Origin of the sequence: Bacillus zhangzhouensis, from assembly GCF_000715205.1 — a bacterium.
Lineage (GTDB): Bacteria > Bacillota > Bacilli > Bacillales > Bacillaceae > Bacillus > Bacillus zhangzhouensis.
This window is the reverse complement of the sequence record NZ_JOTP01000001.1, coordinates 82,914-104,898: the sequence shown is the minus strand read 5'-3', so window position 1 is coordinate 104,898 and position 21,985 is coordinate 82,914. Positions and strand designations below refer to the sequence as shown.

Sequence of the window (21,985 nt, the reverse complement as noted above, 5' to 3'; positions counted from 1 at the left end):
AAATACGCGCTGTCACATGCAGCACGTATATCATTTATACGACATCATATCCCTGTTCTTCAATCACATCAGAGATTCGGTGTAACGTGACTTGATCAGGATGAAAAGAAACCTCCACCTGCCCCTTGTCTAAATGAACTTTCACAGATTCAACACCTGCTAATTCTCCTACATTTCCTTCGACTGCTTTCACGCAATGTCCGCAAGACATGCCCTGCACTTGAAGTGTTGCTTGTTCCACTTCTCATCGCCTCCATCAATCATTTTCTACACCTTACTATACCCTAGTAGGGTATCATTGTAAACATAAATGATGCTTTATTTGCTACGATTTTGTCAGTTTCGTAAAGACGTTCATCAATTCTTCAATGGCTTCATCCCCGTTGCCGCTCTTAATGGCATCCGCTACGCAGTGATGTGTATGCTTTTCCATCAATTGAAGACTGACCTTTTTTAATGCTGCATTGACAGCAGAAATTTGATTGACGACATCTATACAGTAACGATCATTTTCAATCATTTGCTGAATCCCACGTACTTGTCCTTCCACTCGTTTCAAGCGATTGATTAATTGATCTTTTTCCTTCTGGGCTCTAGGCGAAGCAATGTGTCTTTCTTCATGTTCTGTCATGTGATCACCTTTTTTCTATTATGACTTGTCTTTAATTAAATTAAAGCATATCTCCACCGGAAAAGGCAAAGATATGCTGAATGCCCGTCTAAGAGCAGTGTTTGTCCTAGTTTGTTAATTGTTCAATATCCTGTAGAAGGCTGACGGACTGCTGAAGCTGCTTGATCAACCCTTGCTGGTCCTCTAAAATGGCGGCAACATCGATATTGTCCGCTTTCAATTGCTGTAAATACGTTTGAATGTCCTCTGACAGCACCTTATTTTTTTCAATGATTTGTGCATGCAGATCTTCCGCTATTTTTGGAGCTGTTAGTTCATTAAAGTTTTGAATGTCGGCCTTCAATGATTCAAGCTGCTGCGTCAATTCTGCTTTTTTGGCGGCATTTTGTACAGCTTCTTCAGCTAGCTTTGGAAAGTCCTCCGTAAACTGCTGAATGTCAGTCACATAGTCATTTGCCTCTGTGACATATGTCGTCGTATCATTGACCTGGTCAAGCAAGCCGGAACATCCACTTAACACAAGCGTGCCGGAAAATAGGAAAGCCATCACATATTTTTTCAAAATCGATCATCCTTTCATCTATTGTGTTGAAAGCATTCATTTGTTCTGCTCCCCTATCACGCTGATGCAAAAGGACTTCAAAAAAAGCCAGACCTTTGCCTCATGTGTCATAGGCAAAGGTCTGGCTAACATGTTCATGCCGGAATGGCCGAGAAACAACGTGTGTTTCTGTAATGACGACCATACCGTAAAAGCTACTCCCCTTTAGGAAACCGTTCAAATGTTATGTTTATCATATCGAATGTCAGGACAACAGTCAATGAGAAGCTGGCGGCCGATCGTGCTCTTGATACAGCATATAGTCCGCTCCAGTTGACGCATAAATCCGGTTCCGTCCTTGACGTTTCGACATATACAACGCTTGGTCCGCTTCATATAGAAGAGTTTCTAATACATTGGGATCATAAGCTGTATGAGCAATTCCAAAGCTCGCTGTCACTCGCACTTTTTCCTCATCATTCTCAAAGAAACTCATCTCAAACGAATGTCTCATTCGCTCCGCGATATGACATGCCTCTTCAAATGAATGATGCGGCAGACAAATGGCAAACTCTTCTCCGCCGTATCGTCCGAATAAATCGTCCATCTGTAAATGCTGCTGACAAATGGTGACAACATGACGCAGCGCCTCGTCTCCAATATGATGTCCGTGCGTGTCATTAATTTGTTTAAAGAAATCAATATCAAACAGCATAACAGCCGTATCCTGCGCATCCTCTTCCAAGATCATCTGCGTTCGTTCGATGAAAGAAGAACGATTGAAGATATTCGTCAATCCATCGATATACGCACGACGCTCCAGCTCTTCCTGCAGCAAACGCTGCTCTGTTACATCACTGATCACAATTTGCCTGCCCTCGATCTCTCCTCTTCTATTAAATAGCGACGTAGCGGTCAAGTGATAATAGCTGGAATGATCTTTTTCCCTTTTCAACATTAAATCATATTGCGAATGATCCTGCGGAGAACGCAGCCACTGAATGAACGCTGACTCTTTGATGATTTCTGAGAAAACATCGTCGATTTTATAGCCAATTCCCTTCTTATTCGCAAGTGCCGGAATGATCGATGCAGCAGCGGGGTTGTAATCAATGAGTGTCCGATATCGATCTAAAATGAGAACCCCCTCAGACATATGCTCAAACACACGCTCCATCGCAATGGGAGAGAGCTTAAAGAGCTGGAACGACATAATCGCCCATAAGTAGAGCGCATTGGTTAAAAACATCACCACAGGGACCGGGTCAATATGAAGAGGTGTAACGCCTAACAAATAGATAAAAGATGTCGTGATTGGCAGTAACATCCCCACTAGCAAAATGAGGATCTGCTTTAAATATTCTTTTTTTGTGACACGTAAAAACCAAACCAGCATAAAAATAGCAAGCATCGAACAGCCAAATGTGCAGACCCCATGAATGATATACCAATAGCCAATCGTAAAATCAGCCAATAAAAATCCGTCTACTGTATTCATCGTGATGCTTCGGTAAAAGAGTGAATGAAAAGAGTTGGTGAATACCATTATGGTTGTGAGAAATGGAATCAGTAAGATGAGAAGCACGCGGCGCTTTGTGAAATATTGATGGAAACCCGTAAATTGCAGCACAATCATGAGGCTGAATGGTGCGATAAACGGAAGACCTATGTATTGAAAACAAACCCAGAACATGACTTCTTCAGGGGTACGCGCCAATAATTCAAACGTATGCCCAAAAATATAAATCGCAGTTGCTCCAGACATGTACATAAACAATTGACAGCCAATATAACGATGGCGATTTGCATGAGCAATGATTGATAATATCACGGACAGAATGCCAGAAACACTCATGATCACAATAAAATGTAAAACAATCGAATCCATGTAAACGCCCCAATTTCAGTTATTTAGAACTAGTCTCATCTTACTATATATGAGGAAGTCAAAAATGGGAAGGTGTGATTTTGATTTGGTTGGAGGTTTTTTGTAAAGTTTTGGTCGTTTTCCTTATGATGACGCCTCTTATTTTCAATACTTTTTACTCAATTTGACGGAGAAGCATGTTGTGACAGAAGAAATATCTGTACAATGTGGGGATCTATGAAGAGGAGGCTCAGAAGGAATATGACTTTTTTGATCATCATGGCAGGTTTGTTTATGCTGATTCTTTTGGAGAAGCCATTTGAGAAGAGAAGATCTGGGTTGATATTTTTGGTGAGTTATTTACTGCTGATTGCAGTTTATGTGATTCAAACAACGTTTGTGGAGCTTGTGTCGGATGGATTTTTGATGATGATTGCAGTGATTGTGGTGTGTCCTTTGTTTGTTAGGCTTTTACAGACTTCTTCGAGGAAAGGTATATGACAAATAAGCAAGCTTAGAGCTTGCTTATTTTCAAAAATCACTTATTAGTAAATAACTTATCAATTATGCTAATAGCAAAAAAACAAATAGGAAATGCAATAATAATATACAGAAAATTTTTAGGTACAAACATATTGTAATAATAAAAAAATACACTGATAAACAGAATCATAACAGCATACTTCATAATACTTTTCACAAAATTCCTCCTAATATATATCCACCCAACCATTATTAGGGCGTTTATCCCTCTTATCCAACTGTTTAGCAATTTGAGTTCCGATATCCAAATAATTCAGAGCAATCGCAACAGCAACACCAATCACAGCATTGAAAACTGCACCTACAAACCTAACAGTTACACCGACCTTTATACCTGATGATTTTTTCTTCTTAGCAGCTTGAATTTCTTTAACTCCAATCAGATATGTAATTCTTAATACCCAAAAACAAGTACACCATCAGAATTTTTCTCATATCCATATTTGAATAGCAATTTAGGAATATAAAAAAAGACGCTGAAAATAGCGTCTTTTTTATATTATAGAGTTTTTGAAAATGCTACATATTTAATAAAATCTAATGTCAAAAAGAGTGTTATTCACACATTCAGACATCCTTTGGTTCTAGCCAATTGTTTAGGACACTCAGAGATGTTGCAGAAACTCATAAATAAGAAATTTTCTAAAATGTTGCCAAAATGTTGCCAGTCCCGCACCAAGGGCTTTCAAACCCTTGATACGACTGCATTCTAAAAGTTTTGATGGAGACGGTGGGAGTCGAACCCACGTCCAGAGACATCGATTACTTAAGCGTCTACGAGCGTAGTCAACATATTTACGTATTCACTCATCCGCATGCCTGCTGACGGGCGCTTGGAGAGCTAGTCTGATGGATCTCTTCTTACGTCCTCAGACGGGAACGTAAGCGTAGCCTACTTCATTGGGCTCCTCACAGACACATAGGCGATGTCAGGAAGAGCTCGCTGCGCTTATTAGGCAGCTAGTGCTAAGTTTTGGTTAAAACTTTTAGTTTTGCCAGTTACATTTAGTGCGTGTTAACGAGATCGCCTCTCGGCTCGCAGCTCAAGCTCGAACCGCCCCTGTCGAATCCGTAACGTCCCCTTGTAAAAGGGATATACGGGATGGAAACGTTCAGCTTAACTGCTTCCGTATATAACTATTATAACAACCTCATCGCTTGAAACAACTGGTGGTTTCTGTAAAAAACACGATGATTGTTTACTGCATATCATATTGTAGCATAATGCTTCCGCTCACAGCAAGCAATCTGCCCCCCCGGACTAGAATTGCTTTTGTCGATCACGGAAGGCACGGTCGATTTCACGTTTTGCATCTTTTTTCTTCAGATCTTCACGTTTATCGTATTTCTTTTTCCCTTTACCGATTCCGATCAGCACTTTAGCAAAGCCATTCTTCAAATATAATTTAATAGGAACAAGTGAGTAGCCCTCTTCCTTTGTGGCACCAATCAATTTGCTGATTTGCTTGCGATGAAGCAGCAGCTTCCTTGTTCTAAGCGGGTCATGGTTATAACGGTTCCCCTGCTCGTATGGGCTCACGTGCATGTTGTGAAGAAACACTTCTCCTCGTTCGATTTTGGCGAAAGAATCTTTTAAATTCACTTTTCCTGCACGAATTGATTTGATTTCAGTTCCTTGTAACACAAGGCCGGCTTCAAATGTTTCTTCTATAAAATAGTCATGATTTGCTTTTTTGTTTTGGGAAACAACCTTTCCCTCTCCCTTTGGCATTGGCGTACACCCTCCTTTTGACACAAACACGATCCAAATCGTACGGATTATTTTATCAAACAATCCAGCTTTCGACAATGCTGACGCCATGTGGTCAAAAAGCAAATAGAGCGTGATGCCCTATTTGCTTTTTTAGCACGTTACTTTTTCTTTTTCCGCTTTTGTTTCGGTGCGTTATCAAATACGCGTTTTTTCTTTTTCTTCTTTTTTCGACCTGTGAACCAGTCGCCGCCTTTATCGTCTTTTGCCTTATCTCCAGACGCCTTCTGACCCACGCTCCCTTTTTTTCCTGGTGGATCTGTCCGTTTTTTGAACTTGAAATCTTTTGGCAATTTACGACGAGTGCCTTTCATCCCGACAATTTCAAAATCAATGGAATGCTCATCTTTATTAACATTCACCACTTTGACAGTGATTTCGTCACCGATGCGATATACATTTCCTGTCCGCTCACCGATCATGGCAAAATGCTGTTCATCAAAGCGATAGTAGTCGTCTGTCATGTAGCTGACATGGACGAGACCTTCTATCGTATTCGGCAGTTCAACGAATAGTCCAAAATTCGTGACGGAACTAATCATGCCATCAAATTCTTCGCCGATTTTATCAAGCATAAACTCTGCCTTTTTCAGGTCATCTGTTTCACGCTCTGCATCGACTGACCGGCGCTCCATCGTTGACGCATGATCTGCTATTTCTGGCAGCAGCTGTCCCCATTTTTCAAGGGTTGCTTCATCTGTCTTTTTCTGAATCAAATAGGTTCTGATCAGTCTATGCACGATTAAATCAGGATAACGGCGGATCGGTGATGTGAAGTGCGTATAGAATTCCGTTGATAACCCAAAATGCCCGATGCTTTCTGGATCATACTTTGCCTGTTTCATAGAACGAAGCATGACGGTTTGAATCACTACTTCTTCTGGCTGATCTCGAACGGCATCCAGCACACTTTGAAGTGCACGCGGGTGAATGTTCGTCGACGTTCCTTTCACAATGTAACCAAAAGTCGTGACAAACTCTAAAAAGCGCTGAAGCTTCTCAGGATTTGGTTCTTCGTGAATTCGGTAAATGAACGGTACATTCATCCAGTGGAAGTGCTCTGCGACCGTCTCGTTTGCGACAAGCATGAATTCTTCAATTAATTTCTCAGCGACTGAACGCTCTCGAATGATGACATCCTTTGCCGCTCCTTCATCATCAACAAGCACTTTCGCTTCCTTGAAGTCAAAGTCTACAGCCCCACGATCCATCCGCTTGTCACGAAGGATTTCTGCAAGCTTCTCCATCTCTTGGAACATCGGAACAAGCGGCTCGTATTTGTCTATGAGCTCTTCATCTTGGTCCACTAAAATCTTGTTCACATCTGAATACGTCATTCTCTCTGTCGTTTTGATCACACTTTGGAAAATTTCGTGTTTGACGACCTTCCCATCTCGATCAATGACCATTTCACAAGACAGTGTGAGACGATCGACCTTCGGATTTAATGAACAAATGCCGTTTGATAGACGATGTGGAATCATCGGAATCACGCGGTCTACAAGATACACACTCGTCCCGCGCTCATATGCTTCCTGATCAATCGGGGAATTTTCAGTGACATAATGGGAGACGTCTGCAATATGCACCCCTAGCTTATATTTACCATCATCCAGCTTTTGCACAGTGACTGCATCATCTAAGTCCTTCGCATCTGCACCGTCAATTGTCACAATTGTTTCGTTGCGCAGATCACGTCTACCTTCCAGATCTTTTTCATCGATTGTTTCGGGTGTGTCTACCGCCTGCTGGAGCGCCTCTTCTGGGAACTCACCTGGCAGGCCGTGTTTATGAATGATCGACAGAATATCAATACCTGGGTCATTTTTATGACCTAAAATTTCAGTCACTTCGCCCTCTGCACTCATTCTTCCTTCCGGATAGCTTGTCAGCGTCACAACGACCTTATGCCCTTCTACCGCTCCGTTTTTGGCGGATTTCGGGATAAAGATATCGTGTGTGATCTTTTTATCATCAGGAATGACAAAACCAAAGCTTTTTGTTTCTGTATAGGTACCGACAACCGACTGAATATTACGCTCCAGAATTCGGATGACTGTCCCTTCTTTTTTGGTGCCATTGGATTTATGGCTGACACGAACCATGACCGTATCACCATTCATCGCTGTTCCAAGCTCTGTTGGCGGAATGAAAATATCATCCTGTCCAAACTCTTCAGGTGTCACAAAGGCAAATCCTTTCGCATGAGCGGAAAGCTTTCCTTTCACCAAATTCATTTTTTCCGGTACACCGTAGCGATCACTGCGGGTACGGACGATAAGCCCCTGGTCCTCTAATATCACAAGTGCTTTAATGAGCTCTTTATAATCATCCGGATTTGTAATCTCCATCATGACTTCTAATTCTTGTACTGTTAATGGTTTGTACGCCTCTTCTTGCATAAACGCGAGTAATTCATCCATAAATTCTTCTTTTTGCACACTCTAACCCCCTATATATTTAAATTGACCAATCAAGTGATTCTAAGAATGCATATACATCCTGATGAACCTTCTCCCGCTCTTTATCAAGCGTGATGACATGGCCTGATTCTTCATACCATTTCAACTGTTTTTGATCTGTCTCTACTTCGTTATAAATGATATTTGCACTGTCTGTATTAATCATATGATCATGACGTGCCTGAACAACAAAAGTAGGTGAATAAATCATGTCAACATTGTTTCTTACATCTGCAATCAGCTCTTGCAGGCCCTTGAGCGTACCCATTGGTGTTTTCTTGAACTCTTCCATTTCCTGTTCAATTTGGTCCTCTGACTTACCCTCGAATTTTTTATAGTTACGGGCATAATCTAGTACACCCTGGTACATGACTTCTTCACTTTTTATGTACATAGGTGCACACATAGGTACAATTCCCTTTACAGGTACAGTGTAACCTAATTTCAATGAAAAAACTCCTCCGAGGGATAGTCCGCAAACAGCAATCTCCTCATAGCCCTCATCTTTTAAAAATTGATAGCCTTCTTCTACATCTTTCCACCAATCTATCGGACCTGTATGGACAAGCTCTTCTGGCGGCACACCGTGTCCTTTGTATTGAGGTGCATGGCATGTATAACCTCTTTCATTCAGGTAACGGCCAAGCATTCGAACATCTGCTGTATTCCCAGTAAAACCGTGAAGAAGAAGCACCGCCTTTTCTCCACCTTTAAACGTAAATGGTTTTGGTGTAACAACTTTCATGATGTGACTTCCTTTCCTTCTGTTATGGTTTATATTTTCCACTTGTATGTATGAAACAAACACAAAAGAGTGCTGATAATAAAAAAAGGTCTGAAAAAAGTTCAGACCTTCTGTTACTCGCGCCTTACACGCCTAAATATGCCAATGCAAGTGTTAAGATGAAGAACAGCACTGACAAAATAACCGTTAATCGGTGAAGAATCAAGTCAAGGCCTCTCGCTTTTTGCTTACCGAAAAGTTGCTCGGCTCCACCTGAAATAGCGCCTGACAGTCCAGCACTTTTACTTGATTGTAATAATACAACGATGATAAGTGCGATACTGACAATTACGAGTAATGTAATAACAAATGCGTGCATGAAAACACCTCCAGACAAACTGGTACACATAACTTTATTTTACATGAAAACAAGGTGCATGTCACGAAACATCAAAATAAAGATTTCCTATATATTGTCGACTTTATTTGTTATTTTGATTCAATTTCGTTCAAATGGGTTACATGCAGCATTTTTTATATGCGATTTTGAGTTAAAAAACCATTTTAACGAGTTGCTTCTTCTTTTAATAGCTGTTTTAATTCTACTAACAAACGTTCCGCCCCTTCAGGACTCAGCATCACTTTGCCATTTCCATAGCTTTTGTTGTATTTCGTTACTTGTCCAGTTAACAGGCAGCTCTTATCTGCATCATATTTTTTCAGCATGATGGTTTGATCTTCTATGAAAATTTCTAAAAGCTGCTCTTCTTTGATATTGAGTACCTTTCGCATTTCTGAAGGCAGCACAATTCTGCCAAGAGAATCAATGTGTCTGACCATCCCAGTTCTTTTCAAGGACATGACCTCCTTCATAATGATATGATGATTCCATTCATTGACTTTTGTCAACACCTTCATAGTAAAATAGATCTTCAAATTTTTTATCAAAGTAATGAATCATTTTGCCAATGACCAGCTGTCCTGGTTTCCTGTGACCATTTAATACCCTGCTGAGTGTGGCAGGAGAGATGCCAATTTCATCTGCGAGCTGATTTAAAGACATATCGTTTTCGATCATATACTGCATGACAAAAGCTCGCCTGATCTGAATCTTTTCGACCATCATTACAACCTCCTATAGGATCAATATGTACAGAATGTAGGGCTCTCACAACAAATAGATCCATTAACTTATGTCAACACTTTTGCGCCTCTGCTATTTCCTTTGGTCAATGATCATACTAAAATAAGTCATATACTGAAATGTGAGGTTCGATGTCATGAATCACTTTGGTGAACAATTACGCATTTTAAGAGAAAATAGAAACATGTCTGTCAATCAACTCGCCATGTATTCGGGTGTAAGCGCTGCTGGTATTTCTCGTATTGAAAATGGGAAGCGCGGTGTGCCCAAGCCTTTAACCATAAAAAAATTAGCACACGCCTTGAAGGTGCCTTATGAGGATTTAATGCTGCTTGCCGGTCATATTGAACAGGAAAAAGTTCATGAAATGAAACCTAAATATGAGTCCATGTTGAAAATCTATCAGACGGCGCTTCAAAAGGATGTAGAACATCTCCCCATTTTTGATGGAGACCAATGGGAAACGCTCACTGCACAAGACATCAGCCAGCTGAATGAATACTTTCTCACACTCATCAACCAAAAAAAGGCGAACAAATAGCGGGGCATAAACATAAGATACATCTACCATTAACTAATGTCAATATTTTCATGGTATACTTGTTGCCAATAGTCAACAAATCAGGTAAAATAGAATGACCTAATCTTTAACCATGTGAGGTTTTGAGTTGATGAACTTTGGTGCATATTTAAGAGCATTGCGTGAGAAAAAGAAGCTATCAGTGAACCAATTAGCCATGTATTCAGAGGTCAGCGCTGCCGGTATTTCTCGAATTGAAAACGGGAAACGCGGCATTCCGAAACCTCCTACGATTAAGAAACTAGCAGGTGCATTAAAGGTACCTTATGAGGAAATGATGCAGGCAGCTGGTTATATTGAAGAAGCATCTCCTGTCCATCTGATAAAGGAAGAGGAAATGGCTTTATCCAAAATGAAGGAAGCTGCAGAGCAATATGAACTTGGTGATCTCGAAATATTTGATGGAAACATATGGTCTACCCTTTCTAAAAAAGAAATAGAGGATCTAAACCGCTATCTGTTGTTTATGTTAAACAGCCGTTCATCATCATAAATGTTTTGATCATAGACAAGCTTTTTGCGCTGATTTATGACAGAATTACGGTATAATGGGATCAGATTGGAGTGAAGAAAGATGAATCAATCTGACATGTGCCCGCGGTTTGAAAAAGCAGTTGAGTTATTAAGTAAACGTTGGGTTGCACTGATTGTTTTTCAGCTTCTCTCAGGTCAGCAGCGCTTTAGTGAAATTGAGGCGGCTCTGACAAATTTAAGCGGAAGAGTATTATCTGAGAGATTAAAAGAGCTAGAGGCAGCAGGCATTGTAAAACGGGAGGTTTTTGCTGAAACACCCGTACGTATAGAGTATTCATTAACAGATATGGGACGTTCACTTGCACCCGTTTTTGAGGAAATTTCAAAGTGGTCCACTGAATGGATCACACTTGAATCATAAAATTTCTCCATGTGAGCCGCCTGATGATCATAAAACAACCTCCCATACAGATGTAAGGGAGGTTTTGTCTATTCAACCGTTTAAGCAGATGTGATGTTTTTTTCAGCTAACGCTTTTCTCTCTTTTTTCTTATTTGTTGGGCTTAAATAGCGTTCAAGCCAGCCCATGACAAGGTCGGCAATAATGGCCATGAGCGCAGTTGGAATAGCACCTGCTAAAATGATGGCTGTTCCGTTTGTGGCGTTTGATCCTCTGATGATGATATCACCAAGTCCTCCCGCACCAACGAATGTCCCAATCGCTGTAATGCCGATTGCGATGACCAGTGCGGTTCTTAAACCAGCCATAATCACCGATAAAGCAAGCGGTAATTCAACCATTCTCAGCACTTGCCATTTCGTCATGCCCATTGCTTTACCCGATTCTAAATAGGCGTGTTCAATGCTGACAATCCCTGTGTATGTGTTTCGGATGATAGGCAGAAGCGAATATAGAAAAAGTGATAGAATCACTGTATTTGCGCCAAGTCCTAATACAAGCATCAACACTGAAAGCATCGCTAACGCTGGTATGGTTTGAATGACATTTGTAATGGCGAACACCCAATTGCTCAGCTTGCGATAATGTGCCACAAAGATGCCTACTGGAATTCCGACAATCGCCGCAAACAACACCCCATACGCTGACATGAGAAAATGCCGATAAAATTCTTCTAACACATATGAACCGTTCTGCTGATAATACGTCCATAATTGCTGCAGTGTGTCCATCAGCCCTGACACCTCCCAATCTTACTCAAAGTAATTGTGTTTTTTCAGGAAATTCTTCGCAACGGTTGCTGGTTCTTGAAGCTCCCCGTCGACTTGATAGTTAAGCTCTTGCATTTGTTCTGTATCAATTTTTCCAATCAGCCTGTTGATCACCTTCTCCAGCCCTGGATTTTCTTTTAATACCTTCTCCGGGACAACTGGCGATGCATCATATGGCGGGAAGAATCGTTTGTCATCTTTTAAGATTTTGAGATTATAGGCTTTGATTCGTCCATCTGTTGAATAGGCAAGCACAATATCCATTTTTTCATTTTTCAATGCATCATAGACTAAACCAATTTGCATCGGGAATGTGTTTCCAAATTCGATTCCGTATGTTTTCACAAAACCTTCGTAGCCGTCGCCTTTCTTTTTGAGCCAAATATTATCGACACCGAAACGGTAATTTTTCGCATTCTTTTTCAAATCAGAGACCGTTTCTAAATTGTTTTCCTTTGCCATCTTTTGCGTCACGGCAAAGGCATACGTATTATCAAATCCATAGGAATCAAACCATTTGTAATCGTAGCGTTTTTTGAATTCTTTCTGGACGATGTCCATCGCACGCTTCGGATCTTTTTCCGCCTCCATTCCGAGCGTACTTGTCAAATCCGTGCCTGTATATCTTGTAGCAGAAATGTCGACATCACCATTTTCCATCGCCTTTTGCTGTACGGTATTGGAGCCAAGATTTTTTACAATGGTTGTCTTCTTATCTGTGTAATGCTCAATGATATCCCCAACCATATAGGCCATGATTTCTGATTCGGTAAAGTTTTGCGCGCCAATTCTCAGCGTGCCCCCTGAGGAGCTGGCTAGTCCAGGAAGTGAACAGCCACTAATCAATAGCAAGCAGCCAGCAAGCAGCGCACTGATCCATTTTGTTTTTCGATTCTTCTTCACATGAGCCAACTCCTTATGAAACTTCCTTCAATCCTTTTAAGCCGTCTGGTGTTACTTTTTTCTCAAGCCTCATCAATGTAAGATCGATGATGACCGCTAAAATGGTGACTGGAATGGCACCAGCAATAATGTATTCCGGCTGGTATAATTGAAGTCCAATTAAAATATAGTCACCAAGACCGCCTCCACCGATAAAAGCAGCAAGTGTTGTCCAGCCAATTAAGTAAATCGTTGACGTCCTAACACCCGCCATAATAATCGGCACGGCAAGCGGGAGTTCAACAAGACGAATTTGTTCCCATGTCGTCATGCCGATCCCTTTACCAGATTCAAGCAAGTTTTTGTTCACACCTTGAACTCCAGCATACGTATTTCTCAAAATAGGCAAAACGGAATAGAAAAATAGAGCAACGATCGCAGGTATTTTCCCTACCCCCAAAATAGGAATAAAAAATGCAAGAATCGCTAAACTAGGGAGTGTTTGAAAGATATTCACGACACCGATGACAAAACCTGCGCCTTTTTTCATTCGTGTGAGTATCACGCCTAAAGGAACGGCGACAATAATGCCTAGTACGACGGCAATTAAAGAAATATATAAATGCTCCCACATTTTTATGAGGAGTTCCCCACCATTTTTCTCTAGAAAATCGATGATTTGATCCATGTGTACACCTCCTTAGTTCATTTCAGTGACAGCCGGTGTATCTTCTCCCCAAATGGAGTCGTACACAACATCAACAAGACTTGCACGTGTCACAATGCCTTTTAAATGCCCCTCTGCATCCACAACCGGTACATATTTAATGCCGCGTATTAAAATCTTCCGGACGGTGTCTCTTAGAAGTGCGCCTTCCTGTACTGTATAGAACTCTGTATTTAAAATCTCACCAACGAAGGCTGCTTTTCTACGGTTCGCATCGATCGTTTCGATATCGATATAACCTTTTAACACATGATTTTCATCCACAACAAGCAAAGAATCGACCCGCTTTTCTCTCATGATGTAAATGGCATCAGTCAACGTTTGTTCGACTGTAATTGTCACTGGCGATGTGTTCATCATCTGTTCTACACGTTCCATGTTTGGATTTGATTGAAGCAGACGTTCTTTCCCGATGAACTCTTCTACGAACTCATTGGCAGGGTTACGCAAAATATCATCTGGCGTACCTACTTGGACAATCTCCCCATCTTTTAAAATCACAATTCGGTCAGCGAGTTTGATTGCTTCATCCATGTCATGTGTGACGAATACGATTGTTTTATTTAATGTTTTTTGTAGTTTCTTAAATTCTTCTTGCAGTGAATCTCGTGTAATTGGATCAAGTGCACCAAATGGTTCATCCATGAGGATAAGAGGGGGTTCCGCTGCTAGTGCGCGAAGAACGCCAATTCGCTGCTGCTGTCCTCCACTTAGTTCATGCGGGTAACGTTCTAGATACTCCGGCCCCATGTCGACTAGCTTGAGCAGTTCTCGCGCTCGTTCTTTTCGTTTTTCTTCCGGCCATTTTAATAGCTTCGGAACAAGTGAAATGTTTTGTGCGATGGTCATATGAGGGAAAAGTCCAATTTGCTGAATCACATAACCAATTTCTCTTCTTAATTGGACAGGGTCCTTCTTCATAATGTTTTGTCCCTCGATCAGAATGTTTCCTGAGGAAGGTTCAATGAGTCGATTGATCATCTTCATCGTTGTCGTTTTGCCACAGCCACTCGGTCCAATAAAACAAACAAATTCTCCTTTTGCTATTTCTAAATCAACATGTTTGACAGCTTTCTTTCCGCCTCTATACGTCTTAGATACATTCTCTAGTTTCAGCAAATGAGACACCTCCAATTAGTCGGATATATATTTTCAGAAAATTTACACCTTATTAATTATAGTGCAAACTTTATAAAATAAAAAGTTTACGATATGTTTGTATTGCATAACATTTATTAAAAATTTTCAGTTAACGGGCTGATATGTAGAGATCCCTCCTTTTTCCTTCAAATTACTAGCAAATACTCAATATTTATTGTTTTCATTAACAAACAGGTATATGATATATTGTGTTACAAATTGTCAGTCATGAAGGGATGAAGCGGGGAGTGGACAAGCTAGCGTTAGGCGCCATTCAAAAAGCACAGGATCATTATATTGAAAAAGCTGCCGAGAACATGAATGCCTTTGGTCTTTCTTCTACAGTGGGTAGAGTGCTTGGTATCATTCACATGAACCGTAAACCAATGACACTGGGAGAGCTATCAGAGGCGACCGGTATGAGCAAAACGAGAATGAGTCAAGTCGTTCGAGAGATGCTCGATTTGAATATTGCAGAAAAGGTTTATGAAAAAGGGATACGTAAAGATCTGTATGACGTTGAACAAGATCACTACCAGACGTTTATTTCATTGTTTTCAGCCAATTGGTCACGAGTTGTCAGCAAAAATCGCAAGGCACATAAAAAAACGTGCAAGGAATTGCTGGAGCTGCTTGAACAGGATGATTTACCGGAAGAGACAGAGGATAAAATCAATCTGCTTCTTTCAGAAATTAAGGAAAGTCTTGATTACTATGATTGGATTAGCCGCTTAATTGAATTCTTCGAAAGTGAAGAAGTGTTTAAGCATGTGCCAAAACCTTAAAAAAAGCTGTTTTATTTTACATCATTGTAGAAAAAAACAGCTTTTTTATATACACTTATGACATAAACATTGGAAACATCCCTTTTAAGCCTGCGCCAATCATCTCTACCGCCACTACAGCAAGAATCAAACCCATCAATCGCGTCACGACGTTCATCTCTGTTTTCCCCATTTTTCGCATAATGAAACTTGAATAATGAAAGGCATAATACGTCATGGCAAGAACGATCACAATACCCAAAAGGATCGCAAGAATATGAAGCCCTGCCTCACTTCCTGGGGTTAAACTCATCACTGTGGCGATTGTACCGGGGCCTGCAATGATTGGGATCGCGAGCGGAGTAACGGAGACATCTGCCTTCTCTATGCTTTCTGCCTTTTCGTCCGAATGAGGGTTTTGAACATGTGACTCTTTTGCATTCAGTAAATTGTAAGCGATACCAAAAATAAAAATACCTCCGGCGATGCGAAGTGCATGAATATCGATCCCAAACAACTTGAAAATGTTCCTGCCTGCCAGTAGAAAGGCAACCAAAATAATAAAAGATACAACAATGGCTTTTTTGGCCGTTTGAGAGCGTTCTTTTTCTGTATAGCCTTCTGTTAAGGTGATGAAAAGAGGCACGTTTCCAATTGGGTTCGACACTGCAAATAGCGACACAACGACATGAATCATAAAGGAAATCAACAGACACCCTCCTTTTTTTCATAGTGTCTGCCAAACTGATGTGAATATTCCCTTGATATGTTAAAACCTGATTGGCTGTAACCGATGTTAATAGAGGTTTAGAGAAAGGGGAATAACACATGAAGAAAACAATCACCATCATCCTTCTGTCTGTCGCTATTTTAGGCGCAGCTGGCTGGATTGTTTGGCAGCAGCAGACCATCACCGTAGCAGAAGAAAAACATCAGCAAGAAACCAAAACGAACGATCAGCAGCTAGTGAAGTTAAAGTCAGAAGGAACAGATATGAAGCATGAAATCGATGATCAAAAAAAGAAATTGTCCACAGTCACAAAAAAGCTGAAGGAAAAACAGAAGGCCTATCAAAAAGAAGTCAAACAGCGAAAAGCTCTTGAGGTAGAAATCAATCAGCTTCAAAAAGAGCTAGCAGCAGCGAAAGCAACTGCTCAAGCGAATAAGCAGTCAGCTTCTCAAACGACGAGAACACCTAAAGTCAAAAAAGACCCGAATGTCACACATCATCCGCCCTCTCAGTGGGTGCAGGATCAATACGATTGGGGTGTCAAACAAGGGTATATTAAGGAATAGAGAGGATGACATGAAGTGATACAGATTCAGCCATTGTCTCGTCACCAATCTTTACCTATGGATCTTTTACTATTAGCTGACCCTTCAAAGGAAAAGATTCTTGCCTATGTACAATCCGGCTCTTGTTATGTCGCCTTTCATGAACAGGACATGATCGGTGTCTATGTTCTTTCATCACGATCTCAGCACACGGTTGAGATTATGAATGTCGCTGTGAAGGAGTCATGGCAAGGAAAGGGAATTGGGAAACAGCTGATTCATCATGCCATTGCTGAAGCCAAAGCGGCCGGTTTTCACACGGTTGAAATCGGCACAGGAAACTCTAGCATTCACCAGCTGGCACTTTATCAAAAATGTGGCTTTCGCCTAACATCCATTGATCACGATTTCTTTCTTAAGCATTATGATGAACCGATCTATGAAAATGGTATTCAGTGTATGGATATGGTGCGGCTTTCGCTCGCTTTTCAAGCAGACTGATTTCTTGTTCAGCCTGCTTTTTTATGATCTGCGCTTTTTACGACATGAATCACATATTGAATCAAAAAATAGAGTACAGCGCCAGCTAGAAAGCAGACCGCGCATCCAAAAAGGGTCGCCTCTGAGCTGAATTGATACTTTTCGATTTTCATGATATAAAATGGCATGCCAAACACAGTCGGACTTGATTCAACATGATTAACCTCTAGCAGCAGTAAAAATACTGGGGTCATAAACACAGCGAATACATACAGCATCGCGAGCGTTAAGCCACTAGAAAAAGAATGAAATACTTTGATCATCTATTTCTCTCCTTTCATCTCTTTTAAGCTGGCAGTCACATTTTTCCCGTCTGGGCAAGATGGATGCAGCATCACAGTGTTCAGTAAAGAAAAAAGCAGCAATGGATGACTAAAAGGATGCTTCCACATGAAAAAAAGCACACCCGAGCAGATCACAGGAAACAATGGACCTGCAAGTGCCACCATCAGATTGAAGCTCGGCCGGGCAAATTTTTCATGGACGACCGACATGTGCTTCCAATCTACCATCACCACAAAATCAAAAAGTGGTCTATTGTCGATTTTGTTACACACCATGACCATTAGCATGTGACCGAGTTCATGAACGAGCACAACCGCTATCAAACTAATCAAAAGCTCCATCATCGCAACACTGGCCTCTTTAACATGACAGCATATATACAGCTGAAGAATGCGAGCGATCCAATCAGATAGGCCAATGCGAGAAGATGGAAATCTGCTGAAAGCCACTCTAATAAAAGCATATCTATAAAGCTGAATACAGCAATCATCATCAGGATCACAAACAGCTTATTAAACTCATTGATTTTCACGACAAACCCTACACATGCAGCCATCACTGTGATCAATAAAATAGACAAACTCGCCAGACCATGACCTTCACTTTCAATACCTGTCACCAAATAAGCTAGCCCAATATACACAAAGTATGTCAGCAAATTAATTGCGTAATAAAATAACATTCTCGACGATAAATAAGTGCCCTTAGATGTATCGAACATAAAGATGGCTCGCTGATTCAAATGATATTCCCTGCCGATCATCAGCGGAAGCATCACCAATATCTCCTTTAGCGCAAACTGCACAATAAAGGCATAAAGCCAGCCAGTTTCTGCCGGAGAAAAAACAAATGGCAGCCCCACCGTCATGCAAACAAGAAATAGAAACAAAATGCCCTGTTCTTTAAAAACAGCTGATCGGCTAAAATAAACAAACTCCTGCCGCAAATGAGTCAAAAATGAAGAATGCGTTCTGATTTTCTGGTAAGAAAACGACTTCACTTCTACTTTCAGCTGCAAAAACATCCGATTGACATAACAAGCCGCCAAGCCCTTCAGCCATAGCCATCCCGCACATAGTAAGATCACAAGAAACACGAGATAGACAGACGGCCATACGTGGATGATCTCAACCGCTTTCTGAAAAAGAAGAAACACCAAAACGTTGAGCGTCAAAAACCCGATCGTTTGCAGCAGCAAATGCTCTTTTGTTTTTGATACGACATGACTCACACCTATTCGAACCATCATCCAAGAAGCAAGGGCATACAGAGCCAATACACAGCATGTGATTGATACAATCATGACCCAATAGATGGACAGTGTCACGCCGCTAATGAGAAGCCCTAATACGATTGGTAAAAAAAGCAGGCCAAGCATGATAAAACAAAACAGCATCGGAAGAGCATATACACAAATGACAAAAGACACACTCTGCATCGCACTGTTCAGAAAAAAGAATTGATATTCCTGACGCTTCATTTTATTGCGGGAAAAGACAATGCCTGCACTCAAAAGTAAGAGTGACATTTTGATACACTGGAGGTATAAAGCAGTTTGCTCGCTATCCTCTGTCTGCATGAAAAAGCGCAGGCTCATAACGACGTACATGGCATACATCAGCAAGAAAAAAGCGGCTGCTGTGAGAAGCTGTAAAGGATACTTTTTACCGAGCTGCTTTCCTTTCGTTGCCAGCATACCCCATTCTATTTTATGAAGAACGTGTCGTGTCCAAATCATTGAGTAACCTCTCCACCTGCATATAGTAATCTCGATTCACTTCTTTATAAATGTCCTCAAGTGCCTGATGAGGAAATGTCTGACTTGTTTCTTGACGAGACATATCCAGCTTTATGTCACCATTTCTTAAGATCATGAGGTGATCATACAATGTCTCACCAAAGCTCAAATGATGGGTTGAAATGAGGATACCAGCACCTTGATCTCTCAGCTTCATGAGCACCTTTCTTAAGATGATCATCATATCTGGATCAAGTCCATTCGTTGGCTCGTCGAACACATAATAATCACAAGGCCTGAGGAGCTGTGAAATGATCTGAGTTTTCTTTTGATTGCCATGGGACAGCTGAGCGATTGGCTGATCCATATACGGACTCAGCTCAAAAAGATCGATGAATGTCTCTTCTCGCGCGACATCTTGCTCATTTGGCAGCTGAAGTAAATGAAAATATTCTCTCGGCGTTAAATAATCGAACAAAGCATGGTCGTCAGGAATATAGGAAACATGTTTTTTTAAAAGGGATATATGAGCGGAGGAATGGAAGTTCATCTGTTCACCATTTAAGGATACGTGCCCTGTAAATGGCGTCAGCCCAAACATGGATTGGATCATCGTTGTTTTTCCCGCACCATTATGCCCCAAAAGAAGCATCATACGTCCTTTCTCCACATTCATCTGAATATTGCGGAGAGAGAAGGTGCGGCTATACGTTTTTTCTTTTAATTGTAATGTCAGCATCATGTCCCTCCGTTTGTTTCAGATAGAACAGATGACATTGCATCTGTTCTCATCATCTGTTAGAAACCGCATTTGATTTTAATGTACATGCCTAAAAACTTAAACTCTCCTAAAAATTTAGAGCCTTTTCCAAATGTTCTGCATGCCCAAATCAATGCTGCAACTGTCACAATGCCTAAAATAGCGGCAAGGACATAAATCCAAAATGCATTTTTCTGTACGTTCTTAGAAGTCAGAATTCGTTGCTTCCTTTCATCATAGGCCGCCAATAGATGAAGTACATACATATACACACCTACTGGAAAACGAAGGCTAAAAGGATTCAGCATCTCATCACCCCCTAATATATGTAAAATGATACCATCCCCTGACAGAAAGCATAAGTTCATTTCAGCTCATATTTTTAGTAGAGTTTTCATGATCTATTTCTTATAAATTGGGGTCCTCCTGACTTCATCTCTGACAGAAGGATGATTTTTTACAAAAATAGGATGTGACAAATGAAACAAAGCTGACTAGAAGAAGCCAGCTTGTGATCTGCATCAACATAAAAAAACGCTGCGGCCCGCTCTCATGAAAGAGGGGCACGCAGCGCGTTGCTGACATTATTTATTCAAGTTATAGAATGTTGCAATGCCGTGGTATTGTGCTGTTTCAGCCAATTGATCTTCGATGCGAAGTAATTGGTTGTATTTCGCCACACGGTCCGTACGAGACGGAGCACCTGTTTTGATTTGTCCAGCGTTGGTTGCAACTGCGATGTCCGCAATTGTGCTGTCTTCTGTTTCACCAGAACGGTGAGAGATCACAGCTGTGTATCCTGCGCGTTTTGCCATTTCGATTGCATCAAATGTTTCAGTCAATGTACCGATTTGGTTTACTTTGATTAGGATTGAGTTACCGACACCATTTTTGATACCTTCAGAAAGCTTCTTCGTATTTGTTACGAATAAGTCGTCTCCTACTAGCTGAACCTTGCTGCCAAGGCGCTCAGTTAATAGTTTATGACCTTCCCAGTCATTTTCATCAAGGCCGTCTTCGATTGAGATGATTGGGTATTTCGAAACCATATCTTCATACCAGTCAACCATTTCAGCAGATGTTTTTACAACACCTTCGCCTGATAAATGATATTTACCGTCTTCTTTGTTATAGAACTCAGAAGATGCAGCATCCATTGCAAGTTTCACTTCTTCACCTGGTTTGAAGCCAGCTTTTTCAATCGCTTCTACGATTGTTTGAAGTGCTTCTTCGTTAGAACCAAGGTTTGGAGCGAATCCACCTTCGTCACCTACAGCTGTGTTTAAGCCTTTTGCGCTTAAAACAGATTTCAGGCTATGGAAGATTTGTGCGCCCATACGAAGTGCTTCACGGAAGTTCGGCGCACCTACAGGCATAATCATGAATTCTTGAATGTCTACGTTGTTATCCGCATGCTCTCCGCCATTGACGATGTTCATCATTGGCACTGGAAGCGTTTTGGAGTTGAATCCACCAAGGTATTGGTAAAGTGGAATTTGTAAGAAATCAGCAGCCGCACGTGCTACAGCAATAGATACGCCAAGGATTGCGTTTGCGCCTAATTTCCCTTTGTTTTCTGTTCCATCAAGTTCGATTAACATTTTGTCAATCGCTACTTGTTCTGTTACATCAAAGCCTAAAAGCTCTGGTGCAATGATTTCGTTTACGTTGTTTACAGCTGTCAGAACACCTTTTCCAAGGTAACGGTCTTTATCTCCGTCACGTAGTTCTACTGCTTCATATTCACCAGTAGAAGCACCACTTGGAACTAATGCACGGCCAAAGCCGCCAGATTCTGTGTAAACTTCTACTTCAACTGTTGGATTACCGCGAGAGTCTAATACTTCGCGTGCATATACGTCAACAATGTATGGCATCGTTATTTCTCTCCTTTTGAATCAATTTTG

28 protein-coding genes and 1 other RNA gene are annotated in these 21,985 nt (G+C 41.0%); 7 read left to right on the top strand and 22 right to left on the bottom strand.

The window, feature by feature from the left end:
* Positions 1-34: 34 nt before the first annotated feature.
* From copZ to BA70_RS00545, 4 genes are all read right to left on the bottom strand, one after another.
* A complete protein-coding gene (gene copZ, locus BA70_RS00560) occupies positions 35-241 on the bottom strand; it encodes a copper chaperone CopZ (protein ID WP_024423475.1) in 207 nt (68 codons plus the stop codon).
* A gap of 84 nt (positions 242-325) precedes the next feature.
* Complete coding sequence (locus tag BA70_RS00555) at positions 326-631, bottom strand: metal-sensing transcriptional repressor (protein ID WP_034316779.1); 306 nt, start codon at positions 629-631, stop codon at positions 326-328.
* A gap of 106 nt (positions 632-737) precedes the next feature.
* A complete protein-coding gene (locus BA70_RS00550; protein ID WP_034316776.1) occupies positions 738-1,193 on the bottom strand; it encodes a DUF6376 family protein in 456 nt (151 codons plus the stop codon).
* 256 nt (positions 1,194-1,449) lie between these two features.
* Positions 1,450-3,060, bottom strand: coding sequence for a histidine kinase N-terminal 7TM domain-containing diguanylate cyclase (locus BA70_RS00545; protein ID WP_034316773.1), 1,611 nt, complete (start codon positions 3,058-3,060; stop codon positions 1,450-1,452).
* Between the two features lie 240 nt (positions 3,061-3,300).
* Here BA70_RS00545 and BA70_RS00540 point away from each other — a divergent pair, with 240 nt between their 5' ends.
* Positions 3,301-3,540: a hypothetical protein gene (locus tag BA70_RS00540; RefSeq protein WP_034316770.1), complete on the top strand. Its 240-nt coding sequence runs from the start codon at positions 3,301-3,303 to the stop codon at positions 3,538-3,540.
* A gap of 761 nt (positions 3,541-4,301) precedes the next feature.
* Here the strand turns inward: BA70_RS00540 and ssrA are convergent.
* The 7 genes from ssrA to BA70_RS00510 all read right to left on the bottom strand — a co-directional run bounded on the left by ssrA (position 4,302) and on the right by BA70_RS00510 (position 9,665).
* Positions 4,302-4,664: a transfer-messenger RNA gene (gene ssrA, locus BA70_RS19205) on the bottom strand.
* Positions 4,665-4,843: 179 nt separating this feature from the next.
* Positions 4,844-5,314, bottom strand: coding sequence for an SsrA-binding protein SmpB (smpB, locus tag BA70_RS00535; protein ID WP_034316768.1), 471 nt, complete (start codon positions 5,312-5,314; stop codon positions 4,844-4,846).
* 140 nt (positions 5,315-5,454) lie between these two features.
* The gene (gene rnr, locus BA70_RS00530) at positions 5,455-7,794 is read right to left on the bottom strand and encodes a ribonuclease R (protein WP_034316765.1); all 2,340 of its coding nucleotides are present in this window, start codon (positions 7,792-7,794) and stop codon (positions 5,455-5,457) included.
* A gap of 19 nt (positions 7,795-7,813) precedes the next feature.
* Entirely contained in the window at positions 7,814-8,560 is a 747-nt protein-coding gene (locus tag BA70_RS00525) for an alpha/beta hydrolase (RefSeq protein WP_034316762.1), read from the bottom strand.
* Between the two features lie 124 nt (positions 8,561-8,684).
* Positions 8,685-8,918: a preprotein translocase subunit SecG gene (secG, locus tag BA70_RS00520; protein ID WP_003212746.1), complete on the bottom strand. Its 234-nt coding sequence runs from the start codon at positions 8,916-8,918 to the stop codon at positions 8,685-8,687.
* A gap of 185 nt (positions 8,919-9,103) precedes the next feature.
* Positions 9,104-9,394 (bottom strand): AbrB/MazE/SpoVT family DNA-binding domain-containing protein, encoded by a 291-nt coding sequence (locus BA70_RS00515; protein ID WP_003213714.1) that lies wholly within the window; start codon positions 9,392-9,394, stop codon positions 9,104-9,106.
* A 37-nt stretch (positions 9,395-9,431) separates the two neighbouring features.
* Positions 9,432-9,665 carry a helix-turn-helix domain-containing protein gene (locus BA70_RS00510; RefSeq protein WP_149865333.1) on the bottom strand — a complete coding sequence of 78 codons (234 nt, stop codon included), beginning with the start codon at positions 9,663-9,665 and terminating at the stop codon, positions 9,432-9,434.
* 154 nt (positions 9,666-9,819) lie between these two features.
* On the opposite strand from BA70_RS00510, the gene BA70_RS00505 reads away from it, so the two are divergent.
* From BA70_RS00505 to BA70_RS00495, 3 genes are all read left to right on the top strand, one after another.
* Positions 9,820-10,224 (top strand): helix-turn-helix domain-containing protein, encoded by a 405-nt coding sequence (locus BA70_RS00505; protein ID WP_034316758.1) that lies wholly within the window; start codon positions 9,820-9,822, stop codon positions 10,222-10,224.
* Between the two features lie 130 nt (positions 10,225-10,354).
* Positions 10,355-10,756, top strand: a complete 402-nt coding sequence (locus BA70_RS00500; protein ID WP_034316756.1) for a helix-turn-helix domain-containing protein — start codon at positions 10,355-10,357, stop codon at positions 10,754-10,756.
* An 81-nt stretch (positions 10,757-10,837) separates the two neighbouring features.
* Positions 10,838-11,158 carry a winged helix-turn-helix transcriptional regulator gene (locus BA70_RS00495; RefSeq protein WP_034316754.1) on the top strand — a complete coding sequence of 107 codons (321 nt, stop codon included), beginning with the start codon at positions 10,838-10,840 and terminating at the stop codon, positions 11,156-11,158.
* Positions 11,159-11,238: 80 nt separating this feature from the next.
* Here BA70_RS00495 and BA70_RS00490 read toward each other — a convergent pair whose 3' ends face one another.
* Genes BA70_RS00490 through BA70_RS00475 form a run of 4 tightly spaced genes read right to left on the bottom strand, consistent with a single transcriptional unit; the run spans position 11,239 to position 14,695 of the window.
* Positions 11,239-11,928: an ABC transporter permease gene (locus tag BA70_RS00490; protein WP_034280931.1), complete on the bottom strand. Its 690-nt coding sequence runs from the start codon at positions 11,926-11,928 to the stop codon at positions 11,239-11,241.
* 21 nt (positions 11,929-11,949) lie between these two features.
* A complete protein-coding gene (locus tag BA70_RS00485) occupies positions 11,950-12,870 on the bottom strand; it encodes an osmoprotectant ABC transporter substrate-binding protein (RefSeq protein WP_034316751.1) in 921 nt (306 codons plus the stop codon).
* Between the two features lie 13 nt (positions 12,871-12,883).
* On the bottom strand, positions 12,884-13,537 hold the full coding sequence (locus BA70_RS00480) for an ABC transporter permease (protein ID WP_034316749.1): 654 nt from the start codon (positions 13,535-13,537) through the stop codon (positions 12,884-12,886).
* Between the two features lie 12 nt (positions 13,538-13,549).
* Positions 13,550-14,695: a betaine/proline/choline family ABC transporter ATP-binding protein gene (locus BA70_RS00475; RefSeq protein ID WP_034316747.1), complete on the bottom strand. Its 1,146-nt coding sequence runs from the start codon at positions 14,693-14,695 to the stop codon at positions 13,550-13,552.
* Between the two features lie 269 nt (positions 14,696-14,964).
* On the opposite strand from BA70_RS00475, the gene BA70_RS00470 reads away from it, so the two are divergent.
* The gene (locus tag BA70_RS00470; RefSeq protein WP_034317436.1) at positions 14,965-15,501 is read left to right on the top strand and encodes a GbsR/MarR family transcriptional regulator; all 537 of its coding nucleotides are present in this window, start codon (positions 14,965-14,967) and stop codon (positions 15,499-15,501) included.
* Positions 15,502-15,556: 55 nt separating this feature from the next.
* On the opposite strand, the gene BA70_RS00465 is transcribed toward BA70_RS00470, so the two are convergent.
* Positions 15,557-16,189: a MarC family protein gene (locus BA70_RS00465; protein WP_034316744.1), complete on the bottom strand. Its 633-nt coding sequence runs from the start codon at positions 16,187-16,189 to the stop codon at positions 15,557-15,559.
* Between the two features lie 119 nt (positions 16,190-16,308).
* On the opposite strand from BA70_RS00465, the gene BA70_RS00460 reads away from it, so the two are divergent.
* Entirely contained in the window at positions 16,309-16,776 is a 468-nt protein-coding gene (locus tag BA70_RS00460) for a hypothetical protein (protein WP_034316741.1), read from the top strand.
* A 15-nt stretch (positions 16,777-16,791) separates the two neighbouring features.
* Positions 16,792-17,256 (top strand): GNAT family N-acetyltransferase, encoded by a 465-nt coding sequence (locus BA70_RS00455; RefSeq protein ID WP_034316739.1) that lies wholly within the window; start codon positions 16,792-16,794, stop codon positions 17,254-17,256.
* Between the two features lie 8 nt (positions 17,257-17,264).
* On the opposite strand, the gene BA70_RS00450 is transcribed toward BA70_RS00455, so the two are convergent.
* The 6 genes from BA70_RS00450 to eno all read right to left on the bottom strand — a co-directional run bounded on the left by BA70_RS00450 (position 17,265) and on the right by eno (position 21,955).
* A complete protein-coding gene (locus BA70_RS00450; RefSeq protein WP_034316736.1) occupies positions 17,265-17,558 on the bottom strand; it encodes a hypothetical protein in 294 nt (97 codons plus the stop codon).
* Positions 17,559-17,924 carry a zinc metalloprotease gene (locus BA70_RS00445; protein ID WP_034316734.1) on the bottom strand — a complete coding sequence of 122 codons (366 nt, stop codon included), beginning with the start codon at positions 17,922-17,924 and terminating at the stop codon, positions 17,559-17,561. It abuts the gene before it with no gap.
* A complete protein-coding gene (locus BA70_RS00440; RefSeq protein ID WP_034316731.1) occupies positions 17,921-19,318 on the bottom strand; it encodes a hypothetical protein in 1,398 nt (465 codons plus the stop codon). Before BA70_RS00440 ends, BA70_RS00445 begins: the two co-directional genes overlap by 4 nt.
* Positions 19,290-20,057: an ATP-binding cassette domain-containing protein gene (locus BA70_RS00435; RefSeq protein WP_034316728.1), complete on the bottom strand. Its 768-nt coding sequence runs from the start codon at positions 20,055-20,057 to the stop codon at positions 19,290-19,292. The genes BA70_RS00440 and BA70_RS00435 overlap by 29 nt, the downstream gene beginning before the upstream one ends.
* 59 nt (positions 20,058-20,116) lie before the next feature.
* Positions 20,117-20,386 carry a hypothetical protein gene (locus BA70_RS00430; RefSeq protein ID WP_034316726.1) on the bottom strand — a complete coding sequence of 90 codons (270 nt, stop codon included), beginning with the start codon at positions 20,384-20,386 and terminating at the stop codon, positions 20,117-20,119.
* 276 nt (positions 20,387-20,662) lie between these two features.
* On the bottom strand, positions 20,663-21,955 hold the full coding sequence (gene eno, locus BA70_RS00425; protein WP_003212752.1) for a phosphopyruvate hydratase: 1,293 nt from the start codon (positions 21,953-21,955) through the stop codon (positions 20,663-20,665).
* Positions 21,956-21,985: the final 30 nt, after the last annotated feature.

What these genes read in the sequence shown, in the direction of transcription:
- BA70_RS00430 (WP_034316726.1), bottom strand. Translation starts at nt 20,386, where the DNA reads ATGCTGAATCCTTTTAGCCTTCGTTTTCCAGTAGGTGTGTATATGTAT.
- BA70_RS00460 (WP_034316741.1), top strand. Translation starts at nt 16,309, where the DNA reads ATGAAGAAAACAATCACCATCATCCTTCTGTCTGTCGCTATTTTAGGC.
- BA70_RS00445 (WP_034316734.1), bottom strand. Translation starts at nt 17,924, where the DNA reads ATGATGGAGCTTTTGATTAGTTTGATAGCGGTTGTGCTCGTTCATGAA.
- BA70_RS00440 (WP_034316731.1), bottom strand. Translation starts at nt 19,318, where the DNA reads ATGATTTGGACACGACACGTTCTTCATAAAATAGAATGGGGTATGCTG.
- BA70_RS00480 (WP_034316749.1), bottom strand. Translation starts at nt 13,537, where the DNA reads ATGGATCAAATCATCGATTTTCTAGAGAAAAATGGTGGGGAACTCCTC.
- eno (WP_003212752.1), bottom strand. Translation starts at nt 21,955, where the DNA reads ATGCCATACATTGTTGACGTATATGCACGCGAAGTATTAGACTCTCGC.
- BA70_RS00490 (WP_034280931.1), bottom strand. Translation starts at nt 11,928, where the DNA reads ATGGACACACTGCAGCAATTATGGACGTATTATCAGCAGAACGGTTCA.
- BA70_RS00540 (WP_034316770.1), top strand. Translation starts at nt 3,301, where the DNA reads ATGACTTTTTTGATCATCATGGCAGGTTTGTTTATGCTGATTCTTTTG.
- BA70_RS00500 (WP_034316756.1), top strand. Translation starts at nt 10,355, where the DNA reads ATGAACTTTGGTGCATATTTAAGAGCATTGCGTGAGAAAAAGAAGCTA.
- BA70_RS00505 (WP_034316758.1), top strand. Translation starts at nt 9,820, where the DNA reads ATGAATCACTTTGGTGAACAATTACGCATTTTAAGAGAAAATAGAAAC.
- BA70_RS00450 (WP_034316736.1), bottom strand. Translation starts at nt 17,558, where the DNA reads ATGATCAAAGTATTTCATTCTTTTTCTAGTGGCTTAACGCTCGCGATG.
- BA70_RS00545 (WP_034316773.1), bottom strand. Translation starts at nt 3,060, where the DNA reads ATGGATTCGATTGTTTTACATTTTATTGTGATCATGAGTGTTTCTGGC.
- BA70_RS00555 (WP_034316779.1), bottom strand. Translation starts at nt 631, where the DNA reads ATGACAGAACATGAAGAAAGACACATTGCTTCGCCTAGAGCCCAGAAG.
- BA70_RS00495 (WP_034316754.1), top strand. Translation starts at nt 10,838, where the DNA reads ATGAATCAATCTGACATGTGCCCGCGGTTTGAAAAAGCAGTTGAGTTA.
- BA70_RS00525 (WP_034316762.1), bottom strand. Translation starts at nt 8,560, where the DNA reads ATGAAAGTTGTTACACCAAAACCATTTACGTTTAAAGGTGGAGAAAAG.
- secG (WP_003212746.1), bottom strand. Translation starts at nt 8,918, where the DNA reads ATGCACGCATTTGTTATTACATTACTCGTAATTGTCAGTATCGCACTT.
- BA70_RS00510 (WP_149865333.1), bottom strand. Translation starts at nt 9,665, where the DNA reads ATGATGGTCGAAAAGATTCAGATCAGGCGAGCTTTTGTCATGCAGTAT.
- BA70_RS00435 (WP_034316728.1), bottom strand. Translation starts at nt 20,057, where the DNA reads ATGCTGACATTACAATTAAAAGAAAAAACGTATAGCCGCACCTTCTCT.
- smpB (WP_034316768.1), bottom strand. Translation starts at nt 5,314, where the DNA reads ATGCCAAAGGGAGAGGGAAAGGTTGTTTCCCAAAACAAAAAAGCAAAT.